Origin of the sequence: Chromobacterium amazonense (assembly GCF_001855565.1) — a bacterium.
Taxonomy (GTDB): Bacteria; Pseudomonadota; Gammaproteobacteria; order Burkholderiales; family Chromobacteriaceae; genus Chromobacterium; species Chromobacterium amazonense.
In genome coordinates, this window is sequence record NZ_MKCR01000031.1 from 65,023 (window position 1) to 84,579 (window position 19,557).

Consider the following 19,557-nt stretch of genomic DNA (forward strand, 5'->3'; position numbering starts at 1 on the left):
CCATGGCTGAACGCCGAGACCGCAGCAAAGCAGCGGGCCAATCCTTCCCTGAGTGAAAGACTGGCGGAAATTCTGGGGCAAGAGCGCCATGGTCAAAATCTGCGAAACTTGCGCAGACGCAGGCGGCCTTGTCGAGGACTATCTGCCGCCAAGCGCGGTCATCGGCGCCACGCTGAAACGGGCCGAATGGACGCGGGCAGCAGATAAGAGGATGGGTTTCTAGGGGCGCTGAAAATCAGGCAAGCATCATTTCCAGGTTCGATAAATCCTCCCCAGTGGGCAAGGGAGAAGACCATAGAGCTTTGTTATTGCTAAGGTGGGAAAACGTCTGGCAAGTCGCCATCATATCGACCCTGTTGATGTTGACCCGGCCCGGCAAGCGGCTGATCCACCAGGCGGTCTCCGCCACGTCTCGCGGCAACAGGTAATCGTAAGGCATCTGCTGCCGCCTCAAGGCCTCCACATCTCCGTCCAGCCTTCCAAGCGCCAGTTCGGTGTCTTTCACCGTTCCAGGCTCAATCGACGTCACCCGAATAGCGCTGCCTGCCAAGTCCGCGCGCAGCGCCAGAGAAAATTGCTTGGAAAATGCTTTGCTGGCGCAGTAAATCGCATTGCCCGGACGCGGATAACTGCCCGCCGTCGAACCGATATTGATGATAAGGCCGCGATTACGCTGCACCATGCCCGGCAACACCAGGCGCGTGCATGCAATAAGCCCGTTGATATTGGTGTCCACCATCCGTTGCCATTGATCGAGATCGCTCAGATGCGGCGCGCTATCGCCCAGTGTCACGCCGGCGCAATTGATCAGAACATCAATACCCTGAAACCGTTCAGGCAAGTTGGACAGCTCGCGACTCAGCATCGCCGCATCCGCCACGTCCTGGCAAATCAGATGAACAGGCACGCTCAAAAACTTCTTCAAGGCTTGCAAACGCTCCTGCCGGCGCGCCAGCAATATCAGCGAGTGCCCTTCCTCTGCGAACTTGCGGGCACAAGCAGCGCCAATTCCGGAGCTTGCGCCAGTAATGAGTATGGTCATGATTGCTTTCTGAGAAACGACCGCGGCGCGCCATTACGCCGCGGCAAACGATCAGTGCACTTCCGGTATGGCTTGCGCAATTTCCTGAGTACGCGTTGCGTACAGGTTGAAAATCATCACCAGGCTGAGCGCCGTCACGCCGACATACAAGGTAGCAAGCGGGGTCAACACGTCCACGCGCAATAAGCTGGAAACATACATAATCACCCCGGCGCAGATCGTGAACGAGAATCCCAACAGAGAACTCGCCAGGCCGGCAATTTGCGGAAACAGCGCCACGCTGCGCGCCATCAGATTCGGGAAGATCACGCCGGCAAAAAAAGTAATGATCAATGGCGGGACAATCAGAGCCGACAAAGTCAGACCATAGCGATTGGCGAGGAAAAGCATCACGCCTGCGCAAGCCAGATTGATGATGGAGGCCGTCTTGCACAGTACGGCAGCGCGTATTCGCCCCGCGATGATCCGATTGCTGAAGACCCCGGCAAAATAGGTCAACCCCATGGCCAGCGCAATATTTCCAAAGAATACCGGGGACTGATGCAACACATCTTGCACCATGAAGGGCGCGCACAAATTAAATGTCAGCAATACGCCATAGCACAATCCCATGGTGAGGAAATTCAGATGAAATTCCTTGCTGCGGAAAATGGCGCCAATATTTTGCAACATCACTCGCGGCCGCAGCGGCACCGGCGTTTTCAATGACTCTTTGTAGCCAAACACGGTCAAACCACAAAGCAACGCGCCATACGCAAACAGAAAATACAGGCAGGACTCCCAGCCGAAATGCTTCTGCAACTGCGCGCCAATCACGGGAGCGACAATCGGCCCCATCCCCCAGCCAATGACCATGTAAGTCATCACATGCGCCAGCTTCTGGCCGGAAAAGTTATCCGGCGCAATCGCTTTCATCACAACCGAAGCGGAAGCGATGCCAAGCCCCTGTATCACCCTGGCCGCGAGGAACAATGAAAATTCATGTGTTTGTAGAATAATCAGACTGCCAATCATGTACAGGCCGAGTCCGGCCAGCAACGCCGTCTTGCGCCCGTAGGCATCGGCAATCGGTCCGTAGAACAGCTGCCCGCATGCGAAACTGACCAAATACGCCGTCACGCTCAGTTGTATGCTTTGCTGGCTTACCTGAAAGGCGTTCCGCATCTCCGGCAATGCAGTCACATAGATATCGATTGCCATTTGGCCGATAGGAGCCAACGCCACAATCAACAGCATCATCAAGAAAGGATGATTCAAGGTTTTTTTCATGATTCGACTCCCACCGTCAGGCATTGATCAATTCAAAAGACTGACCTGCAAGCTGATGCAAAGCATGCTTATACTGATTGCGCCGCCATACCAGATGGGTCGTCATCATGCGCCCCTTATACATGCCGGCTTGGCATGTGCTTAATTCGAGCAGATCATCTTGAAGACGCATTTGCCGGATCAACGAGCGTCCTTCCCAGTTCGGGAATAGGCTGTTGACCATATGATGGGAGATCAAGCCACGGACGACTTTGCCATCGCCAGCCTCTGCCTCATCCAGTACCTCAATCTCGTACAAACCCGAATAGGCAAAATATCCTCGCGCTGCTTGTCCAATTTCATATTCGGTCTTTTCATGCAGTTGATCCGATTGAAAGCGCGGCCGATTCGCCACCATGATCTGTACAGACATGTGACCGTCCTGCGAGTACATGATCAAACCGCTAGGATGCTCTCCCATCGGGTACTCAAGCCTCCCATCGTCGTCGCGTTTGAAATAGGACTGCAGCTCCCAGCTGCCCACAATCAGCAAATTCGACATTTCATCCATTCCTAGTCTTGATAAATCAATCCATACAGTCGGATTGCATATATAATCGTTCGAGGAGGAATAATATTCAAAATGGATTTTCAAAGAAAGCCGCAGCTTTGCATAAGCAGCATGCAATTTTGCATAAGGTTCAATGATGAATTGGAATGATGTTCGCTTTTTCTTAGCCATCTACCGCAACGGCACCTTAAGCGCAGCCGCCAGGTTACTGGCGGTGGACCAGGCCACCGTTGGCAGAAGACTCGCCGCTCTGGAAAGCAGCCTGGGATCACGACTGTTTCTAAGAGGCTCCTCAGGCTATACGCCGACGCCGCTGGCTGAAGAAATTCTTGCAGAAGCCATGCAAGTGGAGCAGGCGGCGCTCAAGTTGGAAAGCAAGTCCCAAGGCCAGGACAATCTCGCTTGCGGACGCGTACGCATCGCCACCACAGATACGCTTGCTCAGGCATTGGTCATTCCGGCGATGACGCATCTGCGCTCCAGACACCCACGGATTGAATGCAGCTTGGTATCCGGGCAGGAACTCATCAGCCTCACTAGGCGCGAGGCCGACATTGCCATCCGCACCGTCAAACCCAACAATCCCGATTTGATCGTCCGCAAGCTGGCGGATCTATCCGTACACTTGTATGCCAGCCAGGCTTACCTGGATCGCCGTGGAGCCCCGCTGCGCGGCTCTCAATTCATGGGACATGAACTATTGCTGCCACTGGTTAATACCGGCTGGGCAGAGATGGAAAAACTCTCCGGGGAACCCATAAGCCAAGGCACCGTCGCAGCCCGCTTCAGTAGTTTATGGAGCATGCTATCCGCTTGCGCATCAGGCATCGGGATTGCCGAGCTTCCGGATTTTGTCGCCGCGTGGGGAGGGGATATGAGACAGATCTGGCCCGAGCAAGACAAAACCTATCCGATATGGCTGGTTGTACCGCCCGATCTCTATAAGACCTCACGTGTTCGAGCCGTCATCGACATGATTGATGAAGTGCTTTCGGGCAAGGGACCCGATATCTGGCAAACCCCGGGAAACTGGCTGATGCCATACGCGTCCATACCCTCTCCCGCTTGACCCACGATCAAGAAACGGATGAATCCAGGAGCAAGAATGCAAAAACCCCGGACCATTGTCCGGGGTTATCTGATGGGATCTGGCGATGTCCTACTTTCACATGGCGAATGCCACACTATCATCGGCGCTAAAATGTTTCACGGTCCTGTTCGGAATGGGAAGGCGTGGAGCCATTTCGCTATGGTCGCCAGAAAAAACGTGAACGCTGTCGCGTAATTCTGGATCCGCTTCTTTTGAAGCGAAACGCCAAGTCATGGAGTTGGCGCTATCGTATGGGGCGTCTGGCGGTGTCCTACTTTCACATGGCGAATGCCACACTATCATCGGCGCTAAGGCGTTTCACGATCCTGTTCGGGATGGGAAGGCGTGGGACCACCTCGCTAAGGCCACCAGACATAAACTGTACAAACTGCAAGAAGCCTGAACCAGAGTCGCTCTCTGATTCTGAATATTCGGTATTTGATGTTCTTCGCACATCCACTCTCGTCACTTAGCCTCGCTAAGCCACTCAAATGATAGGATCAAGCCTCACGAGCAATTAGTATCGGTTAGCTTCACGCCTCACAGCGCTTCCACACCCGACCTATCAACGTCCTGGTCTCGAACGACTCTTCAGGGAGGTCAAGCCTCCAGGGAAGTCTCATCTTCAGGCAAGTTTCCCGCTTAGATGCTTTCAGCGGTTATCTCTTCCGCACTTAGCTACCCGGCGATGCGACTGGCGTCACAACCGGTACACCAGAGGTGCGTCCACTCCGGTCCTCTCGTACTAGGAGCAGCCCCCGTCAAACTTCCAACGCCCACTGCAGATAGGGACCAAACTGTCTCACGACGTTTTGAACCCAGCTCACGTACCACTTTAAATGGCGAACAGCCATACCCTTGGGACCGGCTACAGCCCCAGGATGTGATGAGCCGACATCGAGGTGCCAAACACCGCCGTCGATGTGAACTCTTGGGCGGTATCAGCCTGTTATCCCCGGAGTACCTTTTATCCGTTGAGCGATGGCCCTTCCATTCAGAACCACCGGATCACTATGTCCTGCTTTCGCACCTGCTCGACTTGTCGGTCTCGCAGTTAAGCTACCTTTTGCCATTGCACTATCAGCACGATTTCCGACCGTACCTAGGTAACCTTCGAACTCCTCCGTTACACTTTGGGAGGAGACCGCCCCAGTCAAACTGCCTACCATGCACTGTCCCCAATCCGGATCACGGACCAAGGTTAGAACCTCAAAGGGGTCAGGGTGGTATTTCAAGGTCGGCTCCACCAGAACTAGCGTCCTGGCTTCTTAGCCTCCCACCTATCCTACACAAACCACTTCAAAGTCCAATGCAAAGCTACAGTAAAGGTTCACGGGGTCTTTCCGTCTAGCAGCGGGGAGATTGCATCTTCACAAACACTTCAACTTCGCTGAGTCTCAGGAGGAGACAGTGTGGCCATCGTTACGCCATTCGTGCGGGTCGGAACTTACCCGACAAGGAATTTCGCTACCTTAGGACCGTTATAGTTACGGCCGCCGTTTACCGGGGCTTCGATCAAGAGCTTGCACCCCATCACTTAACCTTCCGGCACCGGGCAGGCGTCACACCGTATACGTCCACTTTCGTGTTGGCACAGTGCTGTGTTTTTGTTAAACAGTCGCAGCCACCGATTCTCTGCGACCTCTCAAAGCTTCGAACGCGAAGTCCTACACTCTAAGAGGCATACCTTCTCCCGAAGTTACGGTATCAATTTGCCGAGTTCCTTCTCCTGAGTTCTCTCAAGCGCCTTAGAATTCTCATCCTGCCCACCTGTGTCGGTTTGCGGTACGGTTCTTGTGTAGCTGAAGCTTAGTGGCTTTTCCTGGAAGCGTGGTATCAGTCACTTCAGGTCCGTAGACCCTCGTCATCACGTCTCGGCCTTAAGGGGCGGCGGATTTGCCTACCACCCCAGCCTACCGGCTTAAACAGACTATTCCAACAGTCTGATGACCTAACCTTCTCCGTCCCCACATCGCACTACACAAAAGTACGGGAATTTTAACCCGTTTCCCATCGACTACGCTTTTCAGCCTCGCCTTAGGGGCCGACTCACCCTACGCCGATGAACGTTGCGTAGGAAACCTTGGGCTTTCGGCGAGCGGGCTTTTCACCCGCTTTATCGCTACTCATGTCAGCATTCGCACTTCTGATATCTCCAGCATCCCTTACGAGACACCTTCACAGACCTACAGAACGCTCCCCTACCACGCATCGGCTTCCCTTAGCCTGCTTGTTTCCCTCATGGCCTGGCGACCATTGGGGTGGGCTTTGTCATCGCTTCGCGATGACAAGCTTGCAACAAGCTAAGGTGAAGCCGACGCATCCGCAGCTTCGGTTATCAGTTTGAGCCCCGTTACATCTTCCGCGCAGGACGACTCGACCAGTGAGCTATTACGCTTTCTTTAAATGATGGCTGCTTCTAAGCCAACATCCTGGCTGTCTAGGCCTTCCCACTTCGTTTACCACTTAACTGATCATTTGGGACCTTAGCTGGCGGTCTGGGTTGTTTCCCTCTTGACGATGGACGTTAGCACCCACCGTCTGTCTCCCATGCTCGCACTTTCCGGTATTCAGAGTTTGCCATGGTTTGGTAAATCGCAATGACCCCCTAGCCATAACAGTGCTTTACCCCCGGAAGTGATACATGAGGCACTACCTAAATAGTTTTCGGGGAGAACCAGCTATCTCCGAGTTTGTTTAGCCTTTCACCCCTATCCACAGCTCATCCCCTAGTTTTGCAACACTAGTGGGTTCGGACCTCCAGTGCGTGTTACCGCACCTTCATCCTGGCCATGGATAGATCACTCGGTTTCGGGTCTACGCCCAGCAACTAAAGCGCCCTATTCGGACTCGGTTTCCCTACGCCTCCCCTATTCGGTTAAGCTCGCTACTGAACGTAAGTCGCTGACCCATTATACAAAAGGTACGCAGTCACGGAACACGTCCGCTCCCACTGTTTGTATGCATCCGGTTTCAGGTTCTATTTCACTCCCCTCCCGGGGTTCTTTTCGCCTTTCCCTCACGGTACTGGTTCACTATCGGTCGATCACGAGTATTTAGCCTTGGAGGATGGTCCCCCCATCTTCAGACAGGATTTCGCGTGTCCCGCCCTACTTCTCGTATGCTTAGTACCAAGAATGCGTTTTCGTGTACGGGGCTATCACCCACTATGGCGGTCCTTTCCATAACCTTCCACTAACGCAATCTCTATCACATACAGGCTGTTCCGCGTTCGCTCGCCACTACTTACGGAATCTCGGTTGATTTCTTTTCCTTCAGCTACTTAGATGTTTCAGTTCGCTGAGTTCGCCTCCTCAGACCTATGTATTCAGTCTGGGATGACCCCTAAGGGCCGGGTTTCCCCATTCGGATATCGCGGGATCAAAGCTCTATTGCCAGCTCCCCCGCGCTTTTCGCAGGCTTACACGTCCTTCATCGCCTGTGATCGCCAAGGCATCCACCAGATGCACTTAGTCGCTTGACCCTATCATTTCAGTAACCTAGATCACTAAAACAACAAGTGTGTTTGTGCGACGACTGCACCGCCCCTTTTGAGTTGGCGACGCAGCCTTAGATACAATCAAATACCCAAGATGACGATTTGTCCGCGTAAAGAGTTAACTCTACGCTTTCATTTCGCCGTCTTATATATTCGGCTTCTTCAGTTTGTTAAAGATCGGGCGTTTTACAACGCAAACAGAATCCAACTCTTCCGAGTTCGCTTTTGTTTGCACTGTAAGTGGTGGAGGATGACGGGATCGAACCGACGACCCCCTGCTTGCAAAGCAGGTGCTCTCCCAACTGAGCTAATCCCCCTCTAAATCCGAAATACTGCGTTGCTTAGTCGCTCGTGTACAGGTGTACACGTCGCTCCTGCGCGCCTTGTCTTTCGGCTTTATCTCCGGGTGCCAATTCAGAACACCCAGAGTGTAACTGGTGGGTCTGGTAGGACTCGAACCTACGACCCCTGCGTTATCAACACAGTGCTCTAACCAGCTGAGCTACAAACCCAGTTGACTTATGAAGTCGTGGCATCCACAACTTCATTTTGATCAAAAACAAGCGAATCCAGGCGGAAGGCGACGACGTGTACATCCAGTACACGAGGAGCTTTCCAACGCAGAGTCGCGCCGGTTTTCATCAAAATGCCCTTAACTACAAATAACCGATAGGCTGTAAGTACTTGACGATCGCCTTCTCTAGAAAGGAGGTGATCCAGCCGCAGGTTCCCCTACGGCTACCTTGTTACGACTTCACCCCAGTCATGAATCCCACCGTGGTAAGCGGCCTCCTTGCGGTTAGCCTACCCACTTCTGGTGAAACTCACTCCCATGGTGTGACGGGCGGTGTGTACAAGACCCGGGAACGTATTCACCGCAGCATGCTGATCTGCGATTACTAGCGATTCCGACTTCACGCACTCGAGTTGCAGAGTGCGATCCGGACTACGATCGGTTTTATGAGATTGGCTCCACCTCGCAGCTTCGCGACCCTCTGTACCGACCATTGTATGACGTGTGAAGCCCTGCTCATAAGGGCCATGAGGACTTGACGTCATCCCCACCTTCCTCCGGTTTGTCACCGGCAGTCTCATTAGAGTGCCCAACCAAATGATGGCAACTAATGACAAGGGTTGCGCTCGTTGCGGGACTTAACCCAACATCTCACGACACGAGCTGACGACAGCCATGCAGCACCTGTGTTACGGCTCCCTTTCGGGCACCAAGCCATCTCTGGCAAGTTCCGTACATGTCAAGAGCAGGTAAGGTTTTTCGCGTTGCATCGAATTAATCCACATCATCCACCGCTTGTGCGGGTCCCCGTCAATTCCTTTGAGTTTTAACCTTGCGGCCGTACTCCCCAGGCGGTCAACTTCACGCGTTAGCTACGCTACCAAGGATTCAAACCCCCAACAGCTAGTTGACATCGTTTAGGGCGTGGACTACCAGGGTATCTAATCCTGTTTGCTCCCCACGCTTTCGTGCATGAGCGTCAGTGTCATCCCAGGGGGCTGCCTTCGCCATCGGTATTCCTCCGCATCTCTACGCATTTCACTGCTACACGCGGAATTCTACCCCCCTCTGACGCACTCTAGTCGTGCAGTCTCCAATGCCGTTCCCAGGTTGAGCCCGGGGCTTTCACATCAGACTTGCACAACCGCCTGCGCACGCTTTACGCCCAGTAATTCCGATTAACGCTTGCACCCTACGTATTACCGCGGCTGCTGGCACGTAGTTAGCCGGTGCTTATTCTTCCGGTACTGTCATCCCCGCCAGGTATTAACCAGCGAGATTTCCTCCCGAACAAAAGTCCTTTACAACCCGAAGGCCTTCTTCAGACACGCGGCATGGCTGGATCAGGCTTGCGCCCATTGTCCAAAATTCCCCACTGCTGCCTCCCGTAGGAGTCTGGGCCGTGTCTCAGTCCCAGTGTGGCGGATCATCCTCTCAGACCCGCTACTGATCGTCGCCTTGGTGAGCTCTTACCTCACCAACTAGCTAATCAGACATCGGCTGCTCGTATAACGCGAGGCCTTTCGGTCCCCCGCTTTCCCCCTCAGGGCGTATGCGGTATTAATCCGGCTTTCGCCGAGCTATCCCCTATTACACGGTACATTCCGATGCATTACTCACCCGTTCGCCACTCGCCACCAGGAGCAAGCTCCCGTGCTGCCGTTCGACTTGCATGTGTAAAGCATGCCGCCAGCGTTCAATCTGAGCCAGGATCAAACTCTTCAGTTCAATCTCATAGCAACTTCTGGCACGCAAGTTCAAAGAAATAACTGGTATTTCCTATCTCTTGCAGTGCAAGTTTTTGGCTTTCGCCAAGCACTTACACCTATCGGTTATTCGTTCTGTTAAAGAGCGGTGCTGGTCGCTGCAACCGTCGCCGGAACCTGTTTCGTTCGGCTTGTTTCGTTCGCTGCGTCAGCTGAGGAGGCGAACTATACGCCCGGACCCGAACCTCGTCAACACCTTTTGCGGGAAAAAGTGAACAAGAGCGGACCTTCCAGTCTGAAAACACACGCAAGTGATTGATGAAAAACATCATATGAAGACAGACTTTTTGCAGCGCATCTAGGCAGCACCGCCCAAACTATCGACACACCATGAAAAACGGGCCGGCATTGCTGCCGGCCCGCGCCCAAAACCTATATATAGCTGCGATCAGTTCTTACGCAGTTTGGCGAACGCCGCCGCCATCGCGGTATCGCCCGCCGGCGCGCCTTGCTGGCCGCGCTGACGCTGACCGCCGGACGGCCGCGCATCGCTGCGCGGCCCGCGAGACGATGTCGCGCCCACTTCGTCATCCAGACGCATGGTCAGCGCGATGCGCTTGCGCGCCACGTCCACTTCCAGCACTTTGACCTTGACGACGTCGCCGGCCTTGACCACCTTGCGCGGGTCGTCGATGAATTTGTTGGACAGCGCCGAGATGTGAACCAGGCCATCCTGGTGCACGCCGATATCGACGAAGGCGCCGAAGTTGGCGACGTTGGTGACCACCCCCTCCAGCACCATGCCGGGCTGCAGGTGCTTGATGTCTTCGATGCCATCCTGGAAGGTGGCGGTCTTGAACTCCGGCCGGGGATCGCGCCCCGGCTTGTCCAGCTCTTTCAGGATGTCCATCACCGTAGGCAGGCCGAAGCGGTCGTCGGTATAGTCAGTGGCGCGCACCGATTTCAGAAAGGCCGAGTCGCCAATCAGCGACTTCACCTCGCGCCCAGCCTTAGCCACGATCTTCTCGACCACTGGATACGCTTCCGGGTGCACCGACGATGCATCCAGCGGGTTGTCTCCGCCAGTTATTCGCAGAAAGCCCGCCGCCTGCTCGAAGGTCTTTTCGCCCAGACGCGGCACTTTCAGCAATTGCTTGCGGTTGCGGAAGGCGCCGTTCTGGTCGCGGTAAGACACGATATTGGACGCCAGCGTGGCGTTGAGGCCGGAGATGCGGGTCAGCAGCGGCGCCGAAGCGGTGTTGACGTCGACGCCCACCGCGTTCACGCAATCCTCGACCACGCCGTCCAGCGCGCGCGCCAGCTGGCTCTGATTGACGTCGTGCTGATACTGGCCGACGCCGATCGACTTGGGTTCGATCTTGACCAGCTCGGCCAGCGGATCTTGCAGGCGGCGGGCAATGGATACCGCGCCGCGCAGGCTGACATCCAGATCCGGAAATTCCTTGGCCGCCAGTTCGGATGCCGAATACACCGAAGCGCCGGCTTCCGACACCACGATCTTGGTCATGGAGAGTTGCGGGAAGGCGCGGATCAGCTCCTGTGCCAGCTTGTCGGTTTCGCGGCTGGCCGTGCCGTTGCCGATGGCGATCAGGTCCACCTTGTGGCGCGCGCACAGCGCGCCGAGGATGGCGATGGACTTGTCCCACTCGCGGCGCGGCTCGTGCGGATAGATGGTGGCGGTTTCCAGCAGCTTGCCGGTGCCATCCACTACCGCCACCTTGCAGCCGGTGCGCAGGCCAGGGTCCAGGCCCAGCGTGGCGCGCTGGCCGGCCGGGGCGGCCAGCAGCAAGTCATGCAGATTGGCGGCGAATACCTTGATCGCTTCGGCATCGGCCGCTTCTTTCAGCCGCGAGACCAGCTCCAGCTCCAGCGACAGGAAGATCTTGGCGCGCCAGCACAGGCGCACGCCATCGAGCAGCCACTTGTCGGCGGCGCGGCCGGCATCCTGGATGCCGCAGCGGGCGGCGATCAGCTGTTCGTAAGCGGAACGCTCGGTAATCGGCGTTTCGTCCGGCTGGTATTTCAGCGCGACATTCAACACGCCCTCGTTGCGGCCGCGCAAGAGCGCCAAGGCGCGGTGCGAGGGAATGGCCTTGATCGATTCGCGATGGTCGAAATAATCGGAAAACTTGGCGCCTTCCGTTTCCTTGCCGGCCACCACGGACGCGGCCAGTTCGCCTTCGTTCCATAGCTTCTCGCGCAATTGGCCCAGCAGTTCGGCGTCTTCAGCAAAGCGCTCGATCAGGATGGCGCGCGCGCCGTCGAGCGCGGCCTTGGCGTCGGCGACGCCGGCTTCGGCATTGAGATAGGCTTCGGCCAAGGCGTTCGGGTCTTGCGAGGGATCGGCCAGCAGGCTGTCAGCCAGCGGCTCCAGCCCGGCTTCGCGGGCGATCTGCGCCTTGGTGCGGCGCTTGGGCTTGTAGGGGAGATACAGGTCTTCCAGCGTGGTCTTGTTGTCGCTGGCGTAGAGGGCGGCTTCCAGTTCCGGGGTGAGCTTGCCCTGCTCGGCGATGCTCTTGAGGATGCTATCGCGGCGTTCATCCAACTCGCGCAGATAAACCAGCCGTTCGGCCAGCGTGCGCAACTGGGTATCGTCCAGACCGCCGGTGACTTCCTTGCGGTAACGGGCGATGAAGGGAACGGTGGCGCCGCCGTCGATCAGCTCGATGGTGGCCGCCACCTGGGATTCGCGGACGGCAAGCTCAGCCGCCAGGCGGCTGGAAAGGCTTTTCAGCATCGGTTTTTATTCTTTCGCGTCGAACAAAAAACGCTACTGTACCGCCATCCGCCGCAAAATCAAGCCGCGACGGGGCGCGCCAGCCAGGCCTGGGCCTCTTCCACCAGGTCGAAATACTCCACATGGGTGTGGGACAGCAGGCCGGCAATATGGGTGGCCAGCTTGATCCAGACATCGCCGACCACGATGGCGACCCGCCCCATTTTCTCTTCATGCGCGCGCATGAACTTGACCTCTTCCAGCGCCATGTCCAGCGTGAAGTCCTTCAACTCGGACAGGTCCAGCAGCACGTCCGGCTTTTCCCGCTCCTCCAGCCGCTTGAGCAGGGCCTGCTCCAGCAACTGGAAATCAGCCAGCGTGAATTCGTTGAACAAGGCGACATCCAGACCGTAGTCCTGCTCACGGATTGAGATCATGTATTGCTCCCTTCCTTTGTATCGCGGGAACCGCTTTGACTGTATTTTAGCGCCGGCTGGCCAACATGCCGCTGACCACGATCAAGCCCATCGCCAGCAGCGAATCGACCGTCAGCACATCGCCCCACACCAGCGCGCCCAACAAACTGGAAAACACCACGGTCAGGTAGGACAGATTGGCCGCGGTCAGCTTGCGTCCCACCTTGTAGGCGCGGGTCATCGCCAATTGCGCCAGCGTGGCGGTGGCGCCGACGCCCAGCAGCAGCCACGCATTATCCCATGTCACCGCATGCCAGCGCTCCAGACACATCAGCAACAGTCCGCCGATCGTGGAAATCAGGGCGAAATAGAACACCACCCGCCATTCTGCCTCGCCCTGCCGCCCCAGCTCGCGCACATGCAGATATGACCAGCCGGCCAGAAAGCCGGATACCAGGCCCATCAGTCCGGCAAACCACACGTCGCCGGACAGGGTGGGCCTGAGCAGCAACACCACTCCGGCAAAACCCAGCGCCAGGCCCAGCATGGCGCGCGCCGGCAGTTTCTCCCGCAGCAGCACAACCGACAACAGCGCCAGGAACATCGGCGAGGTATAGGTCAGGGTCGATGCCATCGCCAAAGGCAGATGCGCGATGGCGTAGAACGACATCAATAAGGAAACATAGCCGATCACGCCGCGCTGCAGATGGTAGCGCAACAAAGGCGTGGCGAAGCGCTCGCGCCGCCATAAGGCCGCGCCCCCCAGCGCCAGCGCGCCGATCAAGGTGCGCCAGAACACCAGTTCGGTGGATGAAAAATGCTGCGCGCCCAGTTTGACGAACAAGCCCATCAAAGCGAAAAAAGTCGCCGCCACTACCATCCAGCCAGAACCCAGCCGGAAACCCGCCAACCTGCTACTCACTGCCAATTGTCTTGACCTTTACCACATGAAACTTCAGACCCGCTGACAAAACCCCTGATCCTGAATTGCGCCTCCACTGTCTGCGTCGACGCGCCTTGGCTCAGGTTCTCTAACGAGGTTTTGTGAGCAATTCTAAGCAACTACTTCTTGCCCACCGCGACGCTGAGGCAAATCGCCTCCATCTGCCGCCGGTAAGTGCGGAATTCCGATGCGTTGGCGGCGCAGCGCGCCTCAAGCAAGCGACTCTTGTCCACCAGCTGAATCACTTGCAGATTGTGCCGCACAATCCACAATCGATTGGAAACGAAACGGCCATCGCGATACTCCGTCACCAGCCGGCCGGTCTTCTGATTGAGGCGGACGAAGTTGGCGGCCTCGCGATCGCCGTCATTCTCGCGGAATCCGGCCGCCAGCCGGCTCAATGTTTCCCCGCGACGCGGCTTGCGCAAACCTATCTGCACATCGATCGCCGCCCGCTCGCGCTGATCCGCCTTAGGCGGGATCACCCGCAGCACGCGCGCGCCGCTGGCCATGCTGGGCCGCACCTTCCAGCCAGCCGGCAAGGTGAAGCGGATCTTGCTGACAGGGTCGACGTAGCTGGCAGCCAGGGCCAGAGGGCTGATCAGCAACAGCGCCGCCAGCGCAGTCATGCGGAAAATAGAGAGCATGGTTCAACCGGAAATTTCGATAAAAAAAGGCGCGGAACCCCGCGCCTGCGCATTATGGCATTCAACTTGCCACTTTAACCAGCCAATGCCGAAGCCATCTTGCGGCGATAGTATTCGTGGAAGTGCTGCATGCCCTCTTCGGTAGGCGACTGGTACGGGCCGACCTCGCTGACGCCCGCCATCCACAAGGCCTTGCGGCCTTCGTGCATGCGGATGCAGATTTCGTCGTCTTCCTTGGCGGTTTCGAAGTAGGCGGCCTGTTCGGCCTCGATGAATTCCGGCTCGAACCACACCACGTCTTCCGGGTAGTAGAACTCGGTGATGACCGTGCACTTCTCCGGGCCACGCGGAATCACCACGCTGACTACCAGCACATGCGGATACCACTCCACCATGATGTTGGGGTAGTAGGTCAGCCAGATGGCGCCGAACTCCGGCTGCTGCTCCTCGTAACGGCGGCGCACTTCCTCATGCCACTTGCCGTACACCTTGGAGCCGGCGCGCGCCAGGCGGTTCTTCACGCCCACCGTCTGCACATGGTAGCTGTCGCCCCACTCCCATTTCAGATCATCGCAATTGACGAAATTGCCGAGACCGGGATGGAAGGGATCGACGTGATAGTCCTCAGAATACACTTCAATGAAAGTCTTCCAGTTGAAGTCGTACTCGGTGGTATGCGTGGAGTGGAAAGCATAGCCATCGAAGGTCATGTGCTTGGCCACGCCCAGCCGGGCCAGGTCGGCGGCCACATTGCGGCGGGCGTCAAACAGCAGGCCATTCCAGCGCGTCAGCTCGGTCTGGCCCAGATTCAGGCACGGCGTTTCCGGGAAATGCGGCGCGCCCACCAGTTTGCCTTCGGCGTCGTAGGTCCAACCGTGCAGATTGCACACGATATGGTTGCCGTTGCCGCGGCCTTTATAGATCACGGCCTGGCGATGGCGGCAGACGTTGGAGATCAGTTTGATCTCGCCATCCACATTCTTGAGCATCTTGCCATGCCCCAACCAGTCCAGCGTATGATAGTCGCCCGCATTGGGCACCATCAGTTCGTGGCCATAGTACTGAGGCGCATCTGCGAACAGCAGCGCTTGCTCCCTGGCATAGAACGCGGGATCGAAATAGGTATAGACGGGTAGCTGGGCTGCGGATGCTTGAAGCAGTTGAGCAGAAGCCAGATCAGACATTATTCCCACACCTCCGTGGAAGAAGATATAAGACCAGCCGAATCTCGCTCAGGACGAGTTTGCGGGACTATCAAAAACAATCAATCAAAACAAGGCCGAACCTTGCATCACGAGGGCGGAATTATGCCCGCCCCCACCCCCGGGGCAAGCGTTAATTCTTGGTGACAATCTGTCCGAAGCCTGGCGCTGTGGCAAGATATCCACCGACACCCGGTTTGTGGCAAACAAACCGCCTGTCAGTTAATTAAAATCAAAGACTTGTCAATTTCAACGCAGTGCAACATTAGAATCTGATGATTTGTAGTGATATACTACGGTCAATATTGTTGCTACATCGACTGCCCTACTCTCCGCGCCTGGCTTGCAGCCGGCCAGCGAACCCGCTGAAAAGCAGGCTAAATCCTTGATAAGACAGCGCAGACAGCATGATGGCCGTCTGCTGTCGATCGTAACAACAAGCTGGCCAAACTGGCCGACATGCGCTACCACACGGTTAAGACGCCGAGCGCGCCGCGCCATGGCGCGACGATAGCGATCAGGCAGCAAATCGGCGGCAAGCGCATCGCAGTGGTTTTTTTCACCGATTTTCTCCATTTTTTTCAAATTTACATGTTCAAACCTATGAATTCCAGCATCCTAGTCATCAATTGCGGCAGCTCCTCCCTGAAATTCGCGCTGATCGACAGCGCCAGCCACGACGCCATCATGACCGGTCTGGCGGAGAAGCTGGGCCTGGCCGACGCCTGCATCACCTTCAAGCACAACGGCGAGAAGCAAACCGCCCTGCTGTCCGCGCCGGATCACGCCGCGGCCATGCACGCCATCATCGAAAAGCTGCAGCAAGTGTCGCTGCTGGACAGCGTGAAGGCCATCGGCCACCGCGTGGTTCATGGCGGCGAACACTTCAAGCAATCCGCCCTGCTCGACGAAGCCGCCATCAGCGAAATCGAACGCTGCATCAAGCTGGCGCCGCTGCACAACCCGGCACACATCCTGGGCATGCGCACCGCCATCAAGGAATTCCCGAGCCTGCCGCAAGTGGCGGTGTTCGACACCTCCTTCCACCAAACCATGCCGGAAAAGGCTTACCTGTACGCCGTGCCGATGAAGCTGTACCGCGAAAACAGCCTGCGCCGCTACGGCATGCACGGCACCAGCTACCGCTTCGTGGCTGAAGAAGCGGCCAAGATGCTGAACAAGCCGCTGGAAGACAGCTGCCTGGTGATCGCCCACCTGGGCAACGGCGCGTCGATCTCCGCCATCCGCAACGGCAAGTGCGCCGACACCTCCATGGGCCTGACCCCGCTGGAAGGCCTGGTGATGGGCACCCGCTCCGGCGACATCGACCCCAGCGTATTCAGCTACCTGGCCGCCGAGCGCGACATGGACATCCAGGCCATCACCAATCTGCTGAACAAGGAATCGGGCCTCTTGGGCCTGTCCGAGCTGTCCAACGACTGCCGCGAACTGGAAGAAGCCGCCGCCAAGGGCCACGAAGGCGCCAAGCGCGCGCTGGAAGTGTTCGCTTACCGCCTGGCCAAGTACGTTGCCTCGATGACCGTCGGCGCCGGCCGTCTGGACGCCCTGGTATTCACCGGCGGCATCGGCGAAAACTCGTCCTTCCTGCGCGGCGAAGTCATCAAGCAGCTGGGCTTCCTCGGCCTGAAACTGGACGATGCCGCCAACGCCGCCTGCACCCGCGGCAACGCCGGCCGCATCACCGCCGCCGACTCCGTGCCGGCCCTGGTGATCAACACCAACGAAGAACTGATGATCGCCATGGATACCGCCAAGCTGGCGGGCCTGGCCAACTAAGCCGGCTGAGGGAAACATCATGCAAACGTTTTTCCTTGCTCCCACCGGATTCAATGCCGGCCTGACTTCGGTCTCGCTGGGCGCGGTGCGCACGCTGGAACAAGCCGGCCTGCGCGTCGGCTTCCTGAAGCCCATCGCCCAAGGCACCGACGACAACGGCGTGGAACGCTCCACCCATTTCGCCCAGGCCATCTGCCGCCTGAACGCGCCGCAGCCGATCAGCATGGACCGCGTCGAGTATCTGCTGTCGCAAGGCCAGGTCGACCAGCTGATGGAAGAAGTGGTCAGCCTGTACCAGCAAGTGGCGCAGAATGTGGACGTGGTGATCGTGGAAGGCCTGGTGCCGGACCAGAAGCAGGTCTTCTCCACCTTCCTGAACACCAAGATCGCTCGCAACCTGCAGGCGCAGACCCTGCTGGTCTGCTCCGCCAAGGACCTGGGCGTGGCGGAAATCGCCGAACAGCTGGAAATGAGCATCCAGGCCTTTGGCGGCCAGCATGTCGCCGGCTACATCCTCAACCACGTATTGCCGGACGTCGACTGCGCCAAGCTGGCGCATGACGTGCAGGACGCGCGCAGCCTGAAAAAGGCCGGCCTGCCGCTGCTGGGTGTGATCCCGTACCAGCCGGAGCTGCTGGCGCCGCGCACCCAGGACGTGGCCCGCCATCTGAACGCCAGCGTGGTGCACGCCGGCCAGCAAACCAGCCGCCGCGTGCGCAGCATGGTCGTGGCCGCCCGCACCGCGCCGAACATCGTCAATCTGCTGAAGCCGGGCGCGCTGATCATCACCCCGGGCGAACGCGAAGACGTGGTCATGGCCACGTCGATGGCCGCGATGAACGGCGTGCCGCTGGCCGGCCTGCTGCTGACCTGCGACTCCGAACCGGACCCGCGCATCCAGCAGCTGTGCCAGCAAGCCTTCACCGGCGGCCTGCCGGTGCTGGCCACCTCGCTCAACTCGATGGAAACCGCCAGCGCGCTGAACGCGATGAGCCGCCAGGTGCCGTCCGATGACCTGGAGCGCATGGAGAAGGTCATCGACTTCATCGCCGAGCATCTGGACGCGTCGCCGCTGAAGCAGAGCGTCGGCGAGCCGCGCGAAGTGCGCCTGCCGCCGCCGGCATTCCGCTACCAGCTGATGGAAAAGGCGCGCAAGGCCAACAAGCGCATCGTGCTGCCGGAAGGCAACGAGCCGCGCACCATCCAGGCCGCCGCCATCTGCCACGAAAAGGGCATCGCCCGCTGCGTGCTGCTGGGCAACCGCGCCGAGATCCTGCAAGTGGCCGAGTCCCAGGGCGTGACGCTGCCTGCCTCGGTGGAAATCCTCGACCCGAACCAGATCCGCGGCCGCTACATCGAGCCCATGGTCGAGCTGCGCAAAGGCAAGGGCCTGAACGCGCCTATGGCCGAGCAGCAACTGGAAGACACCGTGGTGCTGGGCACCATGATGCTGGCTATGAACGAAGTGGACGGCCTGGTTTCCGGCGCGGTGCACACCACCGCCAACACCATCCGTCCGGCGCTGCAGCTGATCAAGACCGCCCCGGGCTCCAGCATCGTGTCGTCGGTATTCTTCATGCTGATGCCGGAACAGGTGTACGTATACGGCGACTGCGCGGTGAACCCGGATCCGAGCGCCGAGCAGCTGGCCGACATCGCCATCCAGTCGGCCGACTCCGCCACCGCCTTCGGCATCACCCCGCGCGTGGCCATGATCTCCTACTCCACCGGCTCGTCCGGCAGCGGCAGCGACGTGGAAAAAGTCCGCGAAGCCACTCGCATCGCCCAGGAGAAGCGCCCGGATCTGCTGATCGACGGCCCGATGCAGTATGACGCCGCCTCGGTGGAATCCGTCGGCCGCCAGAAGGCCCCGGACAGCCAGGTCGCCGGCCGCGCCACCGTGTTCGTGTTCCCGGACCTGAACACCGGCAACACCACCTACAAGGCGGTGCAGCGCTCCGCCAACGTGGTGTCGGTGGGCCCGATGCTGCAAGGCCTGCGCAAACCGGTCAACGACCTGTCGCGCGGCGCCCTGGTGGACGACATCGTCTACACCATCGCCCTGACCGCGCTGCAGGCGGAACAGACGCCGGCTCGCTAAGACCAATGCTGAAACGCATCGAACGGCTCCTCTGCGGAGCCGTT

12 protein-coding genes, 2 tRNA genes and 4 rRNA genes are annotated in these 19,557 nt (G+C 57.9%); 3 read left to right on the plus strand and 15 right to left on the minus strand.

Annotated elements, in window-relative coordinates; translation table 11 throughout:
* Nucleotides 1-235 precede the first annotated feature (235 nt).
* Genes BI343_RS14100 through BI343_RS14110 form a run of 3 tightly spaced genes read right to left on the minus strand, consistent with a single transcriptional unit; the run spans nt 236 to nt 3,032 of the window.
* On the minus strand, nt 236-1,042 hold the full coding sequence (locus BI343_RS14100; RefSeq protein WP_071110162.1) for an SDR family NAD(P)-dependent oxidoreductase: 807 nt from the start codon (nt 1,040-1,042) through the stop codon (nt 236-238).
* Nucleotides 1,043-1,093: 51 nt separating this feature from the next.
* Nucleotides 1,094-2,311 carry a multidrug effflux MFS transporter gene (locus BI343_RS14105; protein WP_071110163.1) on the minus strand — a complete coding sequence of 406 codons (1,218 nt, stop codon included), beginning with the start codon at nt 2,309-2,311 and terminating at the stop codon, nt 1,094-1,096.
* 16 nt (nt 2,312-2,327) lie between these two features.
* Entirely contained in the window at nt 2,328-3,032 is a 705-nt protein-coding gene (locus BI343_RS14110) for a lipocalin-like domain-containing protein (RefSeq protein ID WP_083340975.1), read from the minus strand.
* On the opposite strand from BI343_RS14110, the gene BI343_RS14115 reads away from it, so the two are divergent.
* Nucleotides 2,995-3,930: a LysR family transcriptional regulator gene (locus BI343_RS14115; RefSeq protein ID WP_083340976.1), complete on the plus strand. Its 936-nt coding sequence runs from the start codon at nt 2,995-2,997 to the stop codon at nt 3,928-3,930. The genes BI343_RS14110 and BI343_RS14115 overlap by 38 nt on opposite strands.
* Nucleotides 3,931-4,007: 77 nt before the next feature.
* Here BI343_RS14115 and rrf (BI343_RS14120) read toward each other — a convergent pair.
* The 12 genes from rrf (BI343_RS14120) to BI343_RS19750 form a co-directional block, all read right to left on the minus strand.
* Nucleotides 4,008-4,122 (minus strand): 5S ribosomal RNA (rrf, locus tag BI343_RS14120).
* 87 nt (nt 4,123-4,209) lie between these two features.
* Nucleotides 4,210-4,324 (minus strand): 5S ribosomal RNA (rrf, locus tag BI343_RS14125).
* 123 nt (nt 4,325-4,447) lie between these two features.
* Nucleotides 4,448-7,435 (minus strand): 23S ribosomal RNA (locus BI343_RS14130).
* Between the two features lie 256 nt (nt 7,436-7,691).
* Nucleotides 7,692-7,767 (minus strand) — tRNA-Ala (locus BI343_RS14135).
* 118 nt (nt 7,768-7,885) lie between these two features.
* Nucleotides 7,886-7,962, minus strand: a tRNA-Ile gene (locus tag BI343_RS14140).
* A gap of 192 nt (nt 7,963-8,154) precedes the next feature.
* Nucleotides 8,155-9,692 (minus strand): 16S ribosomal RNA (locus tag BI343_RS14145).
* The 16S, 23S and 5S rRNA genes sit together here with 2 tRNA genes alongside, the layout of an rRNA operon.
* Before the next feature lie 426 nt (nt 9,693-10,118).
* Entirely contained in the window at nt 10,119-12,428 is a 2,310-nt protein-coding gene (locus tag BI343_RS14150) for a Tex family protein (RefSeq protein WP_071110165.1), read from the minus strand.
* A 59-nt stretch (nt 12,429-12,487) separates the two neighbouring features.
* A complete protein-coding gene (locus BI343_RS14155) occupies nt 12,488-12,844 on the minus strand; it encodes a SpoIIAA family protein (RefSeq protein WP_071110166.1) in 357 nt (118 codons plus the stop codon).
* 46 nt (nt 12,845-12,890) lie between these two features.
* Nucleotides 12,891-13,703, minus strand: a complete 813-nt coding sequence (locus BI343_RS14160) for a DMT family transporter (protein WP_052246939.1) — start codon at nt 13,701-13,703, stop codon at nt 12,891-12,893.
* 182 nt (nt 13,704-13,885) lie between these two features.
* Entirely contained in the window at nt 13,886-14,413 is a 528-nt protein-coding gene (locus tag BI343_RS14165; RefSeq protein ID WP_071110167.1) for a hypothetical protein, read from the minus strand.
* Nucleotides 14,414-14,487: 74 nt separating this feature from the next.
* Entirely contained in the window at nt 14,488-15,597 is a 1,110-nt protein-coding gene (locus tag BI343_RS14170) for an aromatic ring-hydroxylating oxygenase subunit alpha (RefSeq protein ID WP_043627845.1), read from the minus strand.
* 267 nt (nt 15,598-15,864) lie between these two features.
* Complete coding sequence (locus BI343_RS19750) at nt 15,865-16,191, minus strand: hypothetical protein (protein WP_139165744.1); 327 nt, start codon at nt 16,189-16,191, stop codon at nt 15,865-15,867.
* Nucleotides 16,192-16,218: 27 nt separating this feature from the next.
* On the opposite strand from BI343_RS19750, the gene BI343_RS14175 reads away from it, so the two are divergent.
* Both BI343_RS14175 and pta read left to right on the plus strand, forming a co-directional pair.
* The gene (locus BI343_RS14175; RefSeq protein WP_071110351.1) at nt 16,219-17,412 is read left to right on the plus strand and encodes an acetate kinase; all 1,194 of its coding nucleotides are present in this window, start codon (nt 16,219-16,221) and stop codon (nt 17,410-17,412) included.
* Nucleotides 17,413-17,431: 19 nt separating this feature from the next.
* On the plus strand, nt 17,432-19,513 hold the full coding sequence (gene pta / locus BI343_RS14180) for a phosphate acetyltransferase (protein WP_043627843.1): 2,082 nt from the start codon (nt 17,432-17,434) through the stop codon (nt 19,511-19,513).
* Nucleotides 19,514-19,557 lie beyond the last annotated feature (44 nt).